This window comes from Paraburkholderia sp. IW21 (assembly GCF_041321145.1).
In the GTDB taxonomy this organism is placed as follows: domain Bacteria; phylum Pseudomonadota; class Gammaproteobacteria; order Burkholderiales; family Burkholderiaceae; genus Paraburkholderia.
The window spans coordinates 111,035-126,660 of the sequence record NZ_JBGGWA010000014.1; the positions used below are offsets into that span (position 1 = coordinate 111,035).

21 protein-coding genes are annotated in these 15,626 nt (G+C 59.4%); 2 read left to right on the forward strand and 19 right to left on the reverse strand.

The window, feature by feature from the left end; genetic code table 11:
- Position 1 precedes the first annotated feature (1 nt).
- A complete protein-coding gene (locus tag ACAX43_RS27885) occupies positions 2–2,224 on the reverse strand; it encodes a cytochrome c biogenesis protein ResB (RefSeq protein ID WP_370711620.1) in 2,223 nt (740 codons plus the stop codon).
- Between the two features lie 195 nt (positions 2,225–2,419).
- Positions 2,420–3,073, reverse strand: coding sequence for a cytochrome c (locus tag ACAX43_RS27890; RefSeq protein ID WP_370711621.1), 654 nt, complete (start codon positions 3,071–3,073; stop codon positions 2,420–2,422).
- A gap of 216 nt (positions 3,074–3,289) precedes the next feature.
- Between ACAX43_RS27890 and yihA the strand changes: the two genes are divergently transcribed.
- On the forward strand, positions 3,290–3,943 hold the full coding sequence (gene yihA / locus ACAX43_RS27895) for a ribosome biogenesis GTP-binding protein YihA/YsxC (RefSeq protein WP_370711622.1): 654 nt from the start codon (positions 3,290–3,292) through the stop codon (positions 3,941–3,943).
- A 250-nt stretch (positions 3,944–4,193) separates the two neighbouring features.
- A complete protein-coding gene (gene hemB, locus ACAX43_RS27900; protein WP_370711623.1) occupies positions 4,194–5,192 on the forward strand; it encodes a porphobilinogen synthase in 999 nt (332 codons plus the stop codon).
- Positions 5,193–5,333: 141 nt separating this feature from the next.
- On the opposite strand, the gene dsbD is transcribed toward hemB, so the two are convergent.
- The 17 genes from dsbD to rpsN all read right to left on the reverse strand — a co-directional run bounded on the left by dsbD (position 5,334) and on the right by rpsN (position 15,626).
- Positions 5,334–7,229, reverse strand: coding sequence for a protein-disulfide reductase DsbD (gene dsbD / locus ACAX43_RS27905; protein ID WP_370711624.1), 1,896 nt, complete (start codon positions 7,227–7,229; stop codon positions 5,334–5,336).
- Positions 7,222–7,554 (reverse strand): divalent-cation tolerance protein CutA, encoded by a 333-nt coding sequence (gene cutA, locus ACAX43_RS27910; RefSeq protein WP_370711625.1) that lies wholly within the window; start codon positions 7,552–7,554, stop codon positions 7,222–7,224. Before cutA ends, dsbD begins: the two co-directional genes overlap by 8 nt.
- 184 nt (positions 7,555–7,738) lie before the next feature.
- The gene (gene rplQ, locus ACAX43_RS27915) at positions 7,739–8,131 is read right to left on the reverse strand and encodes a 50S ribosomal protein L17 (protein WP_006052227.1); all 393 of its coding nucleotides are present in this window, start codon (positions 8,129–8,131) and stop codon (positions 7,739–7,741) included.
- A 181-nt stretch (positions 8,132–8,312) separates the two neighbouring features.
- On the reverse strand, positions 8,313–9,290 hold the full coding sequence (gene rpoA, locus ACAX43_RS27920) for a DNA-directed RNA polymerase subunit alpha (protein WP_028199575.1): 978 nt from the start codon (positions 9,288–9,290) through the stop codon (positions 8,313–8,315).
- Positions 9,291–9,414: 124 nt separating this feature from the next.
- Positions 9,415–10,038 (reverse strand): 30S ribosomal protein S4, encoded by a 624-nt coding sequence (gene rpsD / locus ACAX43_RS27925; RefSeq protein WP_027800372.1) that lies wholly within the window; start codon positions 10,036–10,038, stop codon positions 9,415–9,417.
- A gap of 158 nt (positions 10,039–10,196) precedes the next feature.
- Complete coding sequence (rpsK, locus tag ACAX43_RS27930; protein ID WP_006052224.1) at positions 10,197–10,601, reverse strand: 30S ribosomal protein S11; 405 nt, start codon at positions 10,599–10,601, stop codon at positions 10,197–10,199.
- A gap of 28 nt (positions 10,602–10,629) precedes the next feature.
- On the reverse strand, positions 10,630–10,995 hold the full coding sequence (rpsM, locus tag ACAX43_RS27935) for a 30S ribosomal protein S13 (RefSeq protein ID WP_012434566.1): 366 nt from the start codon (positions 10,993–10,995) through the stop codon (positions 10,630–10,632).
- A 41-nt stretch (positions 10,996–11,036) separates the two neighbouring features.
- Entirely contained in the window at positions 11,037–11,153 is a 117-nt protein-coding gene (gene rpmJ / locus ACAX43_RS27940) for a 50S ribosomal protein L36 (RefSeq protein ID WP_004199844.1), read from the reverse strand.
- Between the two features lie 20 nt (positions 11,154–11,173).
- Positions 11,174–11,392 (reverse strand): translation initiation factor IF-1, encoded by a 219-nt coding sequence (infA, locus tag ACAX43_RS27945; protein WP_004521905.1) that lies wholly within the window; start codon positions 11,390–11,392, stop codon positions 11,174–11,176.
- Positions 11,393–11,400: 8 nt separating this feature from the next.
- Positions 11,401–12,747, reverse strand: coding sequence for a preprotein translocase subunit SecY (secY, locus tag ACAX43_RS27950; protein WP_370711628.1), 1,347 nt, complete (start codon positions 12,745–12,747; stop codon positions 11,401–11,403).
- Positions 12,748–12,793: 46 nt separating this feature from the next.
- On the reverse strand, positions 12,794–13,228 hold the full coding sequence (gene rplO / locus ACAX43_RS27955) for a 50S ribosomal protein L15 (protein WP_370711629.1): 435 nt from the start codon (positions 13,226–13,228) through the stop codon (positions 12,794–12,796).
- 29 nt (positions 13,229–13,257) lie between these two features.
- The gene (gene rpmD / locus ACAX43_RS27960) at positions 13,258–13,440 is read right to left on the reverse strand and encodes a 50S ribosomal protein L30 (RefSeq protein ID WP_007180126.1); all 183 of its coding nucleotides are present in this window, start codon (positions 13,438–13,440) and stop codon (positions 13,258–13,260) included.
- Positions 13,441–13,450: 10 nt separating this feature from the next.
- A complete protein-coding gene (rpsE, locus tag ACAX43_RS27965; RefSeq protein ID WP_006052219.1) occupies positions 13,451–13,969 on the reverse strand; it encodes a 30S ribosomal protein S5 in 519 nt (172 codons plus the stop codon).
- A gap of 14 nt (positions 13,970–13,983) precedes the next feature.
- Positions 13,984–14,349, reverse strand: a complete 366-nt coding sequence (gene rplR / locus ACAX43_RS27970) for a 50S ribosomal protein L18 (protein ID WP_102632854.1) — start codon at positions 14,347–14,349, stop codon at positions 13,984–13,986.
- A gap of 12 nt (positions 14,350–14,361) precedes the next feature.
- Positions 14,362–14,892 (reverse strand): 50S ribosomal protein L6, encoded by a 531-nt coding sequence (gene rplF / locus ACAX43_RS27975; protein ID WP_370711630.1) that lies wholly within the window; start codon positions 14,890–14,892, stop codon positions 14,362–14,364.
- Between the two features lie 18 nt (positions 14,893–14,910).
- Positions 14,911–15,306 (reverse strand): 30S ribosomal protein S8, encoded by a 396-nt coding sequence (gene rpsH, locus ACAX43_RS27980; RefSeq protein WP_027199076.1) that lies wholly within the window; start codon positions 15,304–15,306, stop codon positions 14,911–14,913.
- A gap of 14 nt (positions 15,307–15,320) precedes the next feature.
- Positions 15,321–15,626 (reverse strand): 30S ribosomal protein S14, encoded by a 306-nt coding sequence (rpsN, locus tag ACAX43_RS27985; protein WP_006052215.1) that lies wholly within the window; start codon positions 15,624–15,626, stop codon positions 15,321–15,323.

A 15,626-nucleotide genomic window follows, 5' to 3' on the forward strand; every position in this document is an offset into this window, starting at 1 on the left:
CTTACCGGGTCGAATCTTGGGAGCGTGCGGACGGCGCGCCAGCATTGCCGGGTTTGTCGGAGGCGCCGGCGGCGTCGGATGCTTCAATGAGTTGGGCGCCCAGAGCGGCGCCGACAGCGTCGCGCGTTTGGACGAACTCCTTTTCGAAGTCGAGCGTTTTGCGCGCGCTCGACATTGCCATCACGACATTCGTGCCGTGATCGGTATCTTTGAGCCAGAACCAGAGGCGCCGTTCGCGGACGTAGAACATCGAAAAGATGCCCAACACGAGGAGCAGGCTGCCAAGATACACGACTTTTTTGCCCGGCGCGCGCGTCAACTGAAATACCGAAGCTTGCACCTGCTTGAATGAGTCAAGCTGCAAGTAGACCGGCGATCCATACAAAAAGCTGTCAGATATCGCATTGATCGAGCTTTGGACGAAGCGGCTGGCGTCCGCACTGGCCTGTGCATCGGGCTCACCGAGCTGCTCGCGCGACAGTTGCCACAGATCCCATGTCGAGCCTTCCAGCATGCGCAGCAGCAACCCTGCGGCCTTTTCCTGCTCGCCCTTGGGCACCGAGTGATCGATAAAACCGGCAATCGCCTGGAAACCGCCGACGATCTGCCCGTTCGGCATCTTGATGCCGTTGTCCGCGCCGGCAAACAGGGTCAGGACGCGTAGCGCACTTTCTTCCAGATGCTGCTGCAGCTCGACATTCGAGCCCGGCACCGAGCGCAGCGCGAAACGGTGCGCAGCGGCTGCGCGCATGGCCGGATTTTCGAGCGTGGCGCGCAGGTTCATCCATTCCTTGACGGAGCCCCCGGTGTCGGCGGGAATGCGCAGGTAGCGGAACGGGTCGTCCGGATTCAGGCGCATGCCGGCGAGGAACATCTTTTCGCCCGCTACGTCTACCGGCAACATGTAGTTGTTGTACTCGCGCGCCTGGCCGTTCTTGTCGCGCACCTTGTATTGCACCGACGGGCCGACGTTATGCAAATCGAGCGGCTTCGAAGTCTTCGCACCCGACCCGAGGCGCTCGTCAAACGCTTCTTTCAGCGTGCGATGCGCGGCGACGCCGCGGGTATCGTTCTGACCGCTGCCGTTCGAGATATTTTCGACGTTGATCGCGCGGAAATCGGTGAATTCGACAGTCTGCCCGTCAGCCAGCGGCGTGGCCGTGCTCAACGGCGAGTTACCGCCGATCGTGCCCCCGAAGGGCGCGGGCTTCGCGCTGTTGCCTGTCATCGGAAATGCGGTCATCTTCATCTGCGAACCGCCGTCCTGGAAGCTCGACTGAAAGATCGACACGCCGTCGTAGGTGAACGGCTTGTTCACTTCGACCCGGGCCGGCACGCGCGCTCCGGTCTTATGATCGATCACCACGATGTCACTCGCGAACAGCTTCGGCATGCCGGTCGAGTAGTAGTCGACGATGAACTTGTTGAGCTCGATCGAGAACGGCAGATCCTGGATCAGCGAGCCGTCCGGCTCATTAAGGATCGCCGTCGACACATGCTGCCCCTCCGGCACCCATGCGTAACCGCGGAAAGTCGGGTTCGATGGCGACAAACGATGTTCCGGCGGAATGTCGTTGATCACCGTGTTGGCACGAATCGGCGACTTGTCGAACAGCCACATTTGCAGCTTGATTGGCAGATTGCTGTCCAGCAAACCGCCCAAACAGATCACAACAATCGCAACGTGAGCCGAGATATAGCCGAACTTGGTCAACGCGCCGCGCTTGGCGGCGATCAGTGTGGCACCCTCAGACTCACGCGTAACGAACTTGTAGCCGAGCTTGGCCGAGAGTTTGGCGAGCACCGCCGAGGTCTGCGCGCGCGTGCCGTGCACCGCGAACTCACCCTTGTGATGGAACGCGCGGAGACTGCCTTCGCGGACCTTGTCCTTCCAGCTCTTCACGTCGGCGACCACTTTCGGCGCATTGCGGATCACGCACAGCGACACCGACACCATCAGGAAGCCGAGAATCAGCATGAACCACCACGAGCTGTACACCGTGTACAGACTCAGCGAGCGGAAGATGTCCGCCCAGAACGGGCCGAACTGGTTGACGTAGTTGGGATAGGGATCGTCCTGCGTGAGGACGGTGCCGATGATGCTGGCGATTGACAGAATCACGAGCAGCGAAATGGCGAAACGCATCGAACTCAATACTTCGACGACGCGGCGCGTGACCCGATTGCCCGACTTCGACTGCAAACCCGACGTGGTGATGCTCATTCATACTCCGACTGACCAGCAAAAAAGGGTGAAGGGCTGTCGTAGGTACGACGCCCCCACCCTTTTCTTGTTTTGTACCGGCCTCGCTGGGCCGGTTGCACTTGCGTGCGGACTCGTGAGAAACGCCGGGCCGCCCCAAGTTTTCTCGCCCCCTCGGGGGCCTGACGCAAAGCGGCAGGTCGGGGGCGCTCTATCTTAATGCAAGCCCGCGATGTAATCGGCGACAGCCTTGATCTCGCTGTCCGACAGACGCGTTGCAATTGCATGCATCGCCTCGTTGTTGTTACGTGCGCCCGGACCTTGCGTGAACGCGGTCAACTGCGCCACCGTGTATTCGGCCCACTGCCCCGAGAGGCGCGGATACTGCGACGGAATCCCTTGACCGGTCGGCCCGTGGCAGCTTGCGCAAGCCGGCACGCCCTTGTCCGCAATGCCGCCGCGGTAAATCTTCTGACCGAGCGGCACGGTATCTTTGTTATGCGCGTAGCCAGGCTTCGCGGTCTGCGTCGAGAAGTACGCAGCGACGTTGACCATGTCCTGACTGGACAGGGCCGAAGCCATACCCGCCATGATTGCATTGTTGCGTGCGGGCTGCTTGGCGCCAGGCTGCGTCTTGAAATCCATGAGCTGCTTGACGATGTACTCTGGATGCTGGCCCGCCAGCTTCGGATAGGCGCCGCCGGCACTGTTGCCGTCTGCACCGTGACATGACGCGCAAACCTGCACCGCGATTGCCTGCCCCCGATTGACGTCCGGCTTTGCCGGATCTGCTGCTCGTGCCTGAATTGCCAAACCTGAAAGACCTGCCGCTACTTGAATCACCATCAGAGTCTTGCACAGTCGATTCATTCGCACACCCTGTCTCGTCTTGTGGGATTTTAGATGTTTTGCAAAATACGACGGCGACTGAGTGACCGTTAAGAACCGCCAAGGCACGTGGGCCGGCCCCCTCAGGTTTTCAGTAAACCATCGTATTGTACAATAACTCGCTAATCGCTAAGACGCCAGTCGGGCTTGACCCGTCCCCACTCCGGGTTCCCCGGCGTCTCGAATCATGGCCTGATCATGTCCTTCCTGCTCCACCAATCCCGCTTTTTCACGACCGTCAATCATCTGCGCGATCTGCCGGCCACCGCGCAACCCGAGATCTGCTTTGCTGGACGCTCGAATGCGGGCAAGTCGACGGCCATCAATATTCTGTGCAATCAGAAACAGCTGGCCTTCGCCAGTAAGACGCCGGGACGTACGCAGCACATCAATTATTTTTCGGTGGGAAAGGCGGACGAGCCCACTGCGCACCTGGTCGACCTGCCGGGCTACGGTTATGCGGAAGTGCCGGGTGCAGCCAAGGCGCACTGGGAAGCGCTGCTGTCCACCTACTTGCAATCGCGCTCGCAGCTGCGCGGCATGATCCTGATGATGGATTCGCGCCGCCCGCTGACCGATCTGGATCGACGGATGATCGAGTGGTTCGCGCCGACCGGCAAGCCGATTCACACGCTGCTGACGAAGTGCGACAAATTGACGCGCCAGGAAAGCATTAACGCCTTGCGCGCAACGCAGAAAGGGTTGGCCGAGTATCGTACCGCCGGCTACCAGGGCGAACTGACGGCCCAGCTGTTCTCCGCGCTTAAGCGCGTCGGGATCGACGAAGCGCATGAACTGATCGAAAGCTGGCTGGTCCCCGAGGCAAAGGGCGAAACAGACGCGCCGCAATAGGAACGTCGGCCTTTATGAGCCAGGGCAAAAGCGCCATTTCGGCCTCCCATAAAAAAACCCGCCGCATTAACGGCGGGTCAAACAGCCTAATCGAAAAAACGACAGGCACCCGCTCAGGGAGGAGAAGCGGGGAGGTCAGCGCAGGGCGCCTTGCTCGATCGGTATGATATACCATTGTCTCGAAAAGTTTCCGGGAGCGGAGGCAGGCGTCACTGGTCCACTCCACACATCCACGATCTTCGATTCGTTTATGAGCTTCTACCCGCACTATCGTCCGCGCCGCATGCGCCGTGACGACTTCTCGCGCCGTCTGATGCGAGAAAACATTCTCACCACCAACGATCTGATCTATCCCGTGTTCATCGTCGAAGGCACCGACGTGCGGCAAGCCGTACCGTCAATGCCGGGCGTCGAGCGCGTGTCGGTCGATCTGCTGATGGGCGTGGCCGAACAATGCGTCGAACTGGGTGTGCCGGTGCTCTCGCTCTTTCCGGCAATCGAGCCTTCGTTGAAGACGCCTGATGGCCGCGAAGCGACCAACCCGGCTGGTCTGATTCCGCGCGCGGTTCGCGAACTGAAAAAGAACTTTCCCGAGCTGGGTGTGCTCACCGACGTCGCGCTCGATCCGTATACGAGCCACGGCCAGGACGGCGTGCTCGACGAAGCCGGCTACGTGATCAACGACGAGACGGTCGAAATCCTGGTCGAACAGGCGCATGCGCAGGCCGAAGCGGGCGTCGATATCGTCGCGCCTTCTGACATGATGGACGGCCGAATCGGCGCGATCCGTGAAATGCTCGAGAGCGAGGGCTATATCCATACGCGGATCATGGCTTATGCGGCCAAGTTCGCGTCGGCGTTTTACGGCCCGTTCCGCGATGCCGTCGGTTCCGCGACGAATCTCGGCAAGGGCAACAAGATGACCTACCAGATGGACCCGGCCAATTCGAATGAAGCGCTGCGCGAAGTGCAGGCGGACATCGACGAAGGCGCGGACATGGTGATGGTCAAGCCGGGCATGCCGTATCTCGACATCGTGCGTCGCGTGAAAGACGAGTTCCAGTTCCCGACTTACGTGTACCAGGTGAGCGGCGAATACGCGATGCTGAAGGCGGCGGCGCAGAACGGCTGGCTCGATCACGATAAGGCCATGATGGAGTCGCTGCTGGCGTTCAAGCGGGCAGGCGCGGATGGCGTGCTGACCTACTTTGCACTGGATGCCGCGCGGATTTTGCGCTCGCAGAAGTGATTTGACATGTCGCCTTGCTGGCGACGCTAGTCTTCTGAAGGCATAAAAAACGGAGGCCGACTCTAAGTCGTGCCTCCGTTTTTTATGCGTGTTCTGGCATGCGCCTTTTACGGGCGCGTCGGCGCGGGTTTCTTTGCGCGCTCAGGCAGGCGAGTTGCTCTGCGTTGCGCCCCCGGCTGCGCTCGCGCGATCAAGGGTGCGCAAAAACTTGTCCGCGGACTCGTATCCGACGACGCGCAGCACTTCCTTGCCGCCTTGATCGAAGAAGATGATGCCTGGCGGCCCGAACAGGCTGAAGCGCTTGAGCAGCATTTGATCGTCGGCGTTGTTCGCGGTGACGTCGGCACGCAGCAGGTTCATCTGCTTCAGCTTTGCCTGAACGCGCGGGTCGCTGAACGTGAACTTCTCCATTTCCTTGCAACTCACGCACCAGTCCGCGTAAAAATCGAGCATGGAGGGCCGCGCAGCCGCTTTGACGGCCTGGTCGAGTTCTGCCGAGGAATGCACCGCAGCGAACGTCAGATCGCTCTGTGGCGCCGCATTCGGCGTATTGGAGGCAGTCGCTCCGGCCGTCTCCCCGCTGCGTGCTGCCAGTACTGCGAGCGGACGCAGAGGATCGGACGAGCCCGCAGCCAGCCCGACCAACAGCACCGCCGCCCAGATTGCCAGCGCCGCGCCGATGCCACGGCCAAGCCGGCGCCATACGGAAACGCCTGCGGCTGGGGCAGAGAAAAGACCGAGGCCGGCCGCTGCGATAAGTAACCACAGCGCGCTCAATAGCATCGTCGCGGCCGCGCCGAGCACCGGCCAGACGATCCACAGAGCCGCCGCAAGCAGCACCACCCCGAAAAACACCTTGACGCCGTCCATCCACGCGCCGGCGCGCGGCAACAACGTGCCGGCGCCAAGACCGATGATCAGGAGCGGTACGCCGAGCCCAAGTCCCATCGAGAACAGCGCGGCACCGCCAAGCACCGCGTCGCCCGTATGTGCAATGAATGCCAGCACCGCAAAGAGCGGCGCGGTCATACAGGCGCCGACCACTAACGCGGAAAGCGCGCCCATTACCGCCACTGCGGCAAACTTGCCGCCGGAACGCCCGGTCGACGCACGCGACACGCCGTCTTGCCAGCGCTGCGGCAACGCGATATCGAAGCCCGCGATCAGGGTGAGCGCGAAAATCGTCAGCAGTACGCCAAACGTGCCGAGCACCCATGGGTTTTGCAGCCACGCGCCGAGACTTTGCCCAACCAGCGCTGCCGCAATCCCGAGCGCCGTGTACACGAGCGCCATCCCGATCACGTACGCCAGCGATAACGCAAAGCCACGGGCACGCGTCACCCGCGCGCCTTCACCGATGATGATCGCCGACAGGATCGGGATCATCGGATACGAGCAAGGCAGCAGACTGAGCACGGCGCCAGCCACAAAAAAGAGCCCGATAATCGCGAAGAAGCCCCCCCCTTGCAGCAGCGACTGCGCGTAATCGGCGCTGGTGGCGCGCTCGTACCACGGGGTACCGCTCACTGCAGATTGCTGCGTAGAGGCAGCCGCCGCCGCACTGCCGACCGGCTGCAAAGCCTCGCCGCTCACGTGGTACACGCGTTCCATCGGCGGATAGCAGATGCCGGCATCGGCACAGCCTTGAGACGTGACAGCGAGATCGAACGGTCCAGCCGCCTGTTTGACGGGGATACGGATCGTCAACTCATTACGATACGTTTCGACGTTCTTGTTGAAAGTCTGGTCGAACTTGACGTGGCCGGCCGGCAATTGCGGCTCGCCGATCGTGGCCGTGCCGTTGCGCGTCGCAAACGCGAAGCGCTCCCGGTACATGTAGTAGCCGTCCGCGATCTTGTAGGTGACGTCGACTTCACCAAGTTTCTCCGTCGCGCTGAATTTGAAGGCGATGGCGGGATCGAGGAAATCGTCCGCAGCGCGGGCAAGCGTGCCGAACTGAGCGAAGATCAGGCAGCCGAGCAGGAAGAAGACGGTGCGCAGCGCATGGCGCGCGCGTCGGTCGAGACCGTTAGACATGGAGAGGACGTTGAGTTTCAGCAGTGATCCACTGCCCGTACGCGACCGATGCCGTCGCGTGCCACGAGAGGATTTCCGGCGTTTCGTAGGGATGGTGCGCCTGAATGTATTGTTCGAGTTCCAGCGCACGTGCAGCGCTTGTCTTGAACAGCAACTGGATCTCCTGCGCTGTTTCGATCGCACCCTGCCAACGATAGCTGGACTGTACGGCGCCTAGTTGCGTGACGCAGGCGCATAGCCCCGCGGCCAATGCATTCGCGGCGAGCGCCTGGGCAACGGCGTCATCCGGCACCGTCGTCAGAATCAAGGTCACATTCACGCTCACAAAGGGCTCCCGCCGCGCACGATTCAGGTGCCGATATCGTATCACCTAGCCTTGCGGTGCCGCAGACACCACCGCTGCGGGCATGCGGCATTTGGCCGCCATGTCGGGTCTGGCAGCACATTTCGCCGCCAGAAACAAAAAAAGCCAAGCTTAGCGCCTGGCTTTTTCTTCGGTGCCAAAAAGCTTACTCAGCTTCTTGCACTTCAACTTCTTCGACTTCCGGACGGTCCAGCAATTCGACCAGTGCCATCGGTGCATTGTCGCCGACACGGAAGCCGAACTTCAGGACGCGCAGGTAGCCGCCCGGACGGGTGGCGTAACGCGGGCCGAGGACTTCGAACAGCTTCGTGACCGAGTCACGATCGCGCAGGCGATTGAACGCCAGACGACGATTTGCCAGCGACGGCTTCTTGCCGAGTGTGATCAACGGCTCGACGACTTTACGGAGTTCTTTCGCCTTCGGCAGCGTCGTCTTGATGACTTCGTGCTCGATCAACGAGTTGGACATATTACGGAGCATTGCCAGACGGTGGCTGCTCGTGCGGTTCAGTTTCCGCAGACCATGACGGTGACGCATGTTAATTCCTTTGATTCAAAGTTTTGGTCCAGCTCTTCTATCGCGCTCGGCCTACCTTCGGTTTCCCAACGGTGGCAAGTGCACGGGCCGGTAGTGAAAAAAGACAAGACGCGGATTTTAAAGGAAAATCCGCGTCTTTGCCAGTGCAGCGGCGGGGCTTATCCCGAGATGACTTCTCGAATTACTTGTCCAAACCTGCCGGCGGCCAGTTTTCGAGTTTCATGCCGAGTGTCAAACCACGCGACGCCAATACTTCCTTGATTTCGTTCAACGACTTGCGACCCAGATTCGGGGTCTTGAGCAACTCGTTTTCCGTGCGCTGGATCAGGTCGCCGATGTAGTAAATGTTCTCAGCCTTCAGGCAGTTCGCGGAACGAACCGTCAGTTCGAGATCATCAACCGGACGCAGCAGGATCGGATCGATCTGCGGCGCACGCGACGGCGCTTCCGCCGTTGCTTCGGTGCCTTCCAGTGCAGCGAACACCGACAGTTGATCAACCAGAATGCGCGCCGATTGACGGATCGCTTCTTCCGGCGAGATCACACCGTTTGTTTCGATGTTCATGACGAGCTTGTCGAGGTCGGTACGCTGTTCGACGCGCGCGCTTTCAACGGCGTAGCTCACGCGGCGAACCGGCGAGAACGACGCGTCCAGCACGATACGGCCGATGATCTTGGCCGACTCTTCGCCATAACGACGCACATTGCCCGGCACATAACCACGGCCCTTTTCGACCTTGATTTGCACGTCGAGCTTGCCGCCCTTCGACAGGTGCGCAATCACGTGATCCGGGTTGATCACTTCGCAATCGTGCGCGAGTTCAATGTCGCCAGCGGTGACAACGCCTTCGCCTTCCTTGCGCAGCGTAACCGTCACTTCGTCACGGTTATGCAGCTTGAACACCACGCCCTTCAGGTTCAACAACAGGTTGACCACATCCTCTTGCACACCGTCGAGCGTCGAATACTCATGTACGACGCCTGCGATCGTCACTTCGGTCGGCGCATAGCCCACCATCGACGACAGCAGCACGCGCCGAAGCGCGTTACCCAAGGTGTGGCCGTAACCGCGTTCAAACGGTTCCATGACCACTTTCGCGTGGCTCTCACCAAGCGATTCAACTGCGATGATCTTGGGCTTCAACAAACTGGTTTGCATAGGTTTTCCTTTTCAATACCCTCGGCTCGTTACACCGATAAGGCTGACCGGTAACAACCTGAAAATAAACAGCCGAGACGCCCCCTTGCGCAACGCAATCGAGGTGCCCCGGCCGTTAATCCGATTACCGCGAATACAATTCGACGATCAGGCTTTCGTTGATATCGCCAGCGATGTCGCTGCGTTCCGGCTTGCTCTTGAACGTGCCTTCGAACTTCTTCGAATCGACAGCAACCCAGCTCGGCAGACCGCCTTGCTCAGCCAGCGAAAGCGCTTCGAGAATACGCGCCTGCTTCTTCTTTTGTTCGCGCACTGCGACGACGTCGCCTGCCTTCACTTGCATCGACGGGATGTTCGACACGACGCCGTTCACCGTGATCGCCTTGTGGCTAACGAGCTGACGTGCTTCAGCGCGCGTCGAGCCGAAGCCCATGCGATACACGACGTTGTCCAGACGCGATTCGAGCAATTGCAGCAGGTTTTCACCGGTGTTGCCCTTCAGGCGGTCGGCTTCAGCGAAGTAACGGCGGAATTGACGCTCGAGAACACCATAGATGCGCTTCACTTTTTGCTTTTCGCGCAGCTGCGTACCGTAGTCGGACGTACGTGCACCCGACGTGCGGCCGTGTTGGCCAGGCTTGCTGTCAAGTTTGCACTTGTCGGCGAGCGAACGACGGGCGCTCTTCAGGAAGAGGTCAGTGCCTTCACGGCGGGACAGCTTGGCCTTAGGGCCGATATAACGTGCCACGTTGATTCCTTCTATGATTGATCACACGAATGCATGCACTCGCGCTAGTCCGAACCCTTTGGGTCGAACGGTGGGCTTAGTCAATTCAATAACGCAAGCGGCCTGTGGTCGCCGGCTTACGAGCCCCGGCGGCAACAGGCGCTAGCGAAAACAGCGTCTTAAATACGACGACGCTTCGGCGGACGGCAGCCGTTGTGCGGGACCGGAGTCACGTCGGAGATCGCGGTGATCTTGATACCAAGACCGTGCAACGCGCGCACCGCCGACTCACGGCCAGGACCGGGGCCCTTGATCCGCACTTCGAGGTTCTTCACGCCGTATTCCATCGCCACGCGGCCAGCCGATTCGGCTGCCACCTGGGCTGCAAACGGGGTCGATTTACGCGAACCCTTGAAGCCCTGACCACCCGACGTTGCCCAAGCAAGTGCATTGCCTTGACGATCAGTGATCGTGATGATGGTGTTGTTGAACGACGCGTGAACGTGAACCACGCCCTCGGCGACGTTCTTCTTGACCTTCTTGCGAACGCGTTGCGCCGCGGAGTTGTTCGAAGCCTTAGCCATTACGTTTTCCTGTAACTGTCAGTTCCGCTTACTTCTTCAGCGATTGCGCTGCACGACGCGGACCCTTGCGCGTACGGGCATTCGTACGCGTGCGTTGGCCACGCAGGGGCAAGCCCTTGCGATGACGCACGCCACGGTAGCAGCCGAGATCCATCAGGCGCTTGATGTTCATCGTCGTTTCACGGCGCAGATCGCCTTCAACGATGAACTTGCCGACTTCTTCACGCAGCTTTTCGAGGTCTGCGTCGTTCAGGTCCTTGACCTTCTTCGAAAATGCCACACCAGCAGCGACGCAGATGTCGCGCGAGCGCGTGCGGCCTACACCGTAAATAGCCGTCAGGCCGATTTCGGTATGCTGGTGATTCGGGATGTTAACCCCTGCGATACGAGCCATTGTTTTTCCTCAAACAAAAAGCGCAGCAAAAAGCGCGGCGTTCAGCCTTGACGCTGTTTGTGGCGCGGATCAGAGCTGCAAATCACGCGCACAACGCCTTTGCGCTTGATGATCTTGCAATTGCGGCAAATGCGCTTAACCGATGCCATCACTTTCATGATATTACCCTTTTTTCAAATCACTTCGCCCGGAACACGATCCGCGCACGCGACAGATCGTAAGGCGTCAATTCAACCGTCACCTTGTCGCCCGGCAAGATTCGGATGTAGTGCATCCGCATCTTGCCGGATATGTGTCCCAATACGACATGGCCGTTTTCCAGCTTCACCCTAAAGGTAGCGTTAGGCAGGTTTTCGATGACTTCACCCTGCATCTGGATAACATCGTCTTTGGCCATAAGTCCTTTCAACGCATCGGGACGCCGCCGCCTTTGAAATTAGCTTTCTTCAGCAGCGATTCATACTGTTGCGACATAACGTACGACTGCACCTGCGCCATGAAATCCATTGTGACGACGACAATGATCAGCAGCGACGTTCCACCAAAATAAAACGGCACGTTCCAGCGCAGTACCAAAAATTCAGGCAGCAGACAAACAAACACGATGTAGATCGCACCAGCCAGCGTCAGACGCGTGAGGATGCGGTCAATGTATCGCGCCGTTTGATCGCCCGGGCGGATGCCTGGGACGAAAGCGCCACTCTTTTTCAGGTTGTCGGCCGTTTCCCTGCTGTTAAACACCAGCGCGGTGTAGAAGAAGCAGAAGAAGACGATCGCCAACGCATACAGCAACACGTACACGGGTTGACCGGGCTTGATGGCTTCGGCCACATTGTGCAACGTGTCTGCGAACCAGCTGGTACGCGACCCCGAACTAAACCAGTTCAGGATGGTTGCCGGGAAGAGAATGATCGACGATGCAAAGATCGGCGGAATCACGCCCGACATATTCAACTTCAACGGCAGATGCGAAGACTGTCCGCCGTAAATCTTGTTACCGACTTGCCGCTTGGCGTAGTTCACAAGAATCTTGCGCTGGCCGCGTTCGATGAACACCACCACGTACGTCACAGCAGCAATCAGCGCGACCACGATAATCGCCGAAATGATGCTCATCGAGCCGGTTCGCACCAGTTCGAAGAGTCCACCGATTGCGTTCGGGAAACCCGCCGCAATACCGCCGAAAATGATGATCGAGATACCGTTGCCAAGCCCGCGCTCCGTGATCTGCTCACCCAGCCACATCAGGAACATCGTGCCGGTCACCAGCGTCACGACCGTCGTCAACCGAAACACCATTCCCGGATCGATCACCAGGCCCGGCTGATTTTCCAGTGCGACGGCGATGCCGAACGCCTGGAACGTTGCCAGCAGGACCGTAAAGATACGCGTGTACTGCGTAATCTTCCGTTGACCCGCCTGCCCTTCTTTTTTCAGCGCTTCCAGCTGCGGCGAGACAATCGCCAGCAACTGCATGATGATCGACGCCGAAATGTACGGCATGATCCCAAGCGCGAAAATCGTGAACCGCGAAAGTGCGCCACCCGAGAACATGTTGAACATGCCAAGGATGCCGCCCGACTGGCTTTGAAACAACTTTGCCAGCTGGTCCGGGTCAATACCCGGCACCGGAATGTGCGCGCCGATACGGTAGACGATCAACGCCAGCAGCAGGAATACTGCTCGCCGACGCAGATCGCCGAACTTCGCCGCGCCGCGACCGGGTTTTGCGAGACTCGGGCTGTTAGCCAAGTACCTTCTCCGATGCAAATGCTAGTGACGGCAAATAACTTGCTCGTTACTCGGCAAAAGAGCCGCCGGCTGCTTCAATAGCAGCACGCGCACCCTTCGTCGCACCCAGACCCTTCACAACGACCTTGCGCTTCAGCTCGCCCGTCGCGATGATCTTGGCGCTCGTGATCAGCTCGCCGAGCAGGCCGGCTTGCTTCAGAGCCAACAGATCGATTTCGTCGACCGGCAGCTTTTCCAGATCAGAGAGACGCACTTCACCGACGAATTCCTTCGTCAACGAGGTGAAACCACGCTTCGGCAGGCGACGTTGCAGCGGCATTTGACCGCCTTCGAAGCCAACCTTGTGAAAGCCGCCCGAACGCGACTTCTGACCCTTGTGACCACGGCCAGCAGTCTTGCCCAGACCGGAGCCGATACCGCGACCGACGCGACGCTTAGCGTGCTTCGAGCCTTCAGCCGGCTTCAGGTTATTCAATTCCATTATCAACTCCTTGAGTCCTGGTCAGCCGCTTAGCTGATGACCTTAACGAGGTACGAAACCTTGTTGATCATGCCGCGCACAGCCGGCGTATCCTGCAACTCGCTAACCGAGTTGAGTCGGCGCAGGCCCAAGCCACGCACCGTTGCACGGTGCGTTTCACGGGTGCCGATCAGGCTCTTGACGAGCTGGACCTTGACAGTTTTATCAGACATGGTGTCCACCTTAGCCCAGAATATCTTCGACGGACTTGCCGCGCTTCGCCGCGATGTCGCCCGGCGTGGACTGCTTGCGCAGACCGTCGAGCGTTGCACGAACGAGGTTGTACGGGTTCGTCGAACCGTGGCTCTTGGCCACAACGTTCTGCACGCCCATCACGTCGAACACTGCGCGCATCGGTCCACCAGCGATCACACCGGTACCGTCCTTCGCCGGAGCGAGGAGGACCATGGATGCGCCGTGCTTACCGTGCACTTCGTGTTGCAGGGTACCGTTCTTAAGCGGCACCTTGAACATGTTGCGGCGAGCCTGTTCCATCGCCTTCTGAACAGCGACCGGCACTTCCTTCGCCTTGCCCTTGCCCATACCGACGCGGCCATCACCGTCGCCAACCACGGTCAGAGCGGCGAAACCGAGAATCCGGCCACCCTTCACGACCTTGGTCACGCGGTTGACCGAAATCATTTTTTCCCGCAGGCCGTCGTCGCGTTCGTCAGCCTGAACTTTCGCTTGCATCTTTGCCATGACGAATTCTTCCCTTAGAACTTGAGTCCGGCTTCGCGCGCCGCATCAGCCAGCGCTTTCACGCGGCCGTGGTAACGGAAACCCGAACGATCGAAGGCGACGGATTCGATGCCGGCAGCCTTAGCCTTTTCTGCAATGCGCTTACCGATCAGGGTCGCAGCAGCGACGTTGCCGCCCTTGCCCGTCTGATCAGCCAGTTGAGCACGCACTTCGGCTTCGAGCGTCGACGCGCTGGCGAGCACCTTGGTGCCGCACGGCGAGAACACTTGCGCATAGATGTGCGTGTTCGTGCGATGCACGGCGAGACGCGCGACCTGCAGCTCAGTGATCTTGATACGCGTCTGACGAGCGCGGCGCAGGCGAGATTGAGTCTTATCCATGATTGCGCACCCTTACTTCTTCTTCGTTTCTTTGAGGATCACAACCTCGTTGGCGTAACGCACACCCTTGCCCTTGTAGGGCTCCGGCGGACGATAGCCGCGCACTTCTGCAGCGACCTGGCCAACTTGTTGTTTATTGATCCCCTTGATCACGATTTCGGTTTGCGTCGGGGTTTCAGCCTTGACGCCTTCCGGCATCTGGTGCACCACGGGGTGCGAGAAACCCAGCGACAGGTTCAGCTTGTCGCCTTGCGCTTGTGCGCGGTAACCGACGCCAACCAGCGTCAGCTTGCGCTCGAAACCCTTCGTCACGCCGTTCACCATGTTCGCCACCAGTGCGCGCATCGTGCCCGACATCGCATTCGCTTCGCGGCTTTCGCCAACCGGCTCGAACTTCAGCGTGCCGTTGTCGTTCACCACCTTCACGAGGCTGTTAGCAGCCTGCGAAATCGTACCCAGTGGGCCCTTGACGGTAATGCGTTCGTCGCTCAGGGCCACTTCTGCGCCTTGCAGCGCGATCGGGCTTTTACCTACTCGAGACATGTTTCTCTCCTTTCGGCCTTAAGCGACGTAGCAGATGACTTCGCCGCCAACGCCCGTTGCACGCGCCTTGCGGTCCGTCATCACGCCCTTCGGCGTCGACACGATTGCCACGCCGAGGCCATTCATGACCACGGGGATGTCGTTACGGCCGCGGTACACACGCAGACCAGGCTTCGAAACGCGTTCAATGCGCTCGATCACCGGACGGCCAGCGTAGTACTTCAACACGATGTTCAATTCAGATTTCGCACCTTCGGACTTCACTGCGAAATCATCGATATAGCCTTCGTCCTTCAGGACCTGCGCAATCGCAATCTTGACTTTCGACGAGGGCATTGTCACCGAAACTTTCTCGACCATCTGCGCGTTGCGGATGCGAGTCAGCATATCGGCGATAGGATCACTCATGCTCATTTACGTTTCTCCTATTACCAGCTCGCCTTGGTCAGGCCAGGGATCTCGCCGCGAAACGCGATTTCGCGAATCTTGTTGCGCGCCAGCCCGAATTTACGGAACGTGCCACGCGGGCGACCGGTAATTGCACAACGATTGCGCTTACGGGTCGGATTAGAGTTGCGCGGCAGTTGTTGCAGTTCCAGACGCGCTGCGTAATGCTCTTCGTCCGACTTGCTCATATCGCCAATGATCGCCTTCAACTCAGCACGCTTGGGAGCGTACTTAGCGGCCAGGCGAGCACGCTTCTTTTCACGTTCGATCAGTGCCAGTTTAGCCAC

Bases quoted from the DNA above. Each gene is read 5' to 3' on its own strand.
- rpsE (WP_006052219.1), bottom strand. From the start codon at position 13,969: ATGGCAAAGATGCAAGCGAAAGTTCAGGCTGACGAACGCGACGACGGC.
- yihA (WP_370711622.1), top strand. From the start codon at position 3,290: ATGTCCTTCCTGCTCCACCAATCCCGCTTTTTCACGACCGTCAATCAT.
- rpsH (WP_027199076.1), bottom strand. From the start codon at position 15,306: ATGAGCATGAGTGATCCTATCGCCGATATGCTGACTCGCATCCGCAAC.
- ACAX43_RS27890 (WP_370711621.1), bottom strand. From the start codon at position 3,073: ATGAATCGACTGTGCAAGACTCTGATGGTGATTCAAGTAGCGGCAGGT.
- rplR (WP_102632854.1), bottom strand. From the start codon at position 14,349: ATGGATAAGACTCAATCTCGCCTGCGCCGCGCTCGTCAGACGCGTATC.
- rplO (WP_370711629.1), bottom strand. From the start codon at position 13,228: ATGGAATTGAATAACCTGAAGCCGGCTGAAGGCTCGAAGCACGCTAAG.
- hemB (WP_370711623.1), top strand. From the start codon at position 4,194: ATGAGCTTCTACCCGCACTATCGTCCGCGCCGCATGCGCCGTGACGAC.
- ACAX43_RS27885 (WP_370711620.1), bottom strand. From the start codon at position 2,224: ATGAGCATCACCACGTCGGGTTTGCAGTCGAAGTCGGGCAATCGGGTC.
- rpsK (WP_006052224.1), bottom strand. From the start codon at position 10,601: ATGGCTAAGGCTTCGAACAACTCCGCGGCGCAACGCGTTCGCAAGAAG.
- infA (WP_004521905.1), bottom strand. From the start codon at position 11,392: ATGGCCAAAGACGATGTTATCCAGATGCAGGGTGAAGTCATCGAAAAC.
- rpmD (WP_007180126.1), bottom strand. From the start codon at position 13,440: ATGTCTGATAAAACTGTCAAGGTCCAGCTCGTCAAGAGCCTGATCGGC.
- rplQ (WP_006052227.1), bottom strand. From the start codon at position 8,131: ATGCGTCACCGTCATGGTCTGCGGAAACTGAACCGCACGAGCAGCCAC.
- rpsM (WP_012434566.1), bottom strand. From the start codon at position 10,995: ATGGCTCGTATCGCAGGGGTTAACATCCCGAATCACCAGCATACCGAA.
- rpoA (WP_028199575.1), bottom strand. From the start codon at position 9,290: ATGCAAACCAGTTTGTTGAAGCCCAAGATCATCGCAGTTGAATCGCTT.
- rpmJ (WP_004199844.1), bottom strand. From the start codon at position 11,153: ATGAAAGTGATGGCATCGGTTAAGCGCATTTGCCGCAATTGCAAGATC.
- rplF (WP_370711630.1), bottom strand. From the start codon at position 14,892: ATGTCTCGAGTAGGTAAAAGCCCGATCGCGCTGCAAGGCGCAGAAGTG.
- dsbD (WP_370711624.1), bottom strand. From the start codon at position 7,229: ATGTCTAACGGTCTCGACCGACGCGCGCGCCATGCGCTGCGCACCGTC.